1 protein-coding gene is annotated in these 274 nt (G+C 31.4%); it reads left to right on the top strand.

The genetic code is table 11. From position 1 onward, the window contains the following. On the top strand, positions 1 to 273 hold a 273-nt coding region (locus AAEZ03_RS27295; RefSeq protein WP_350582968.1), incomplete at its 5' end, for a hypothetical protein. Between the last annotated feature and the right edge of the window lies 1 nt (position 274).

Below are 274 nucleotides of genomic sequence, written 5' to 3'. Positions count from 1 at the left end.
TGCCCAACGACACTTGATTTAGCTAAGCTTGATGACCTAACTGTTTCACCTTCTATGCAACAACACAAAATATTTATATTAGAGCATTATTATCAAACTACTGCTAAAAAATTAATTAAGGATAAGGAAGGTAATGAGTCGTTTAAAACCTTCGAGGTTCTTGTTTTGAAAAAAGATATAAATGTTGATGATGCAGAAGAGGTGATTCAGATCTTTTCTATTATAGTATACTTTAATAATTCGGATGTGTTATCTGCAAAAACTCGTTCATGAG

Origin of the sequence: Pseudomonas sp. HY2-MNA-CIBAN-0224 (assembly GCF_040310285.1) — a bacterium.
Taxonomy (GTDB): domain Bacteria; phylum Pseudomonadota; class Gammaproteobacteria; order Pseudomonadales; family Pseudomonadaceae; genus Aquipseudomonas; species Aquipseudomonas helleri.
This window is presented reverse-complemented; position numbering and strand designations above follow the sequence as displayed.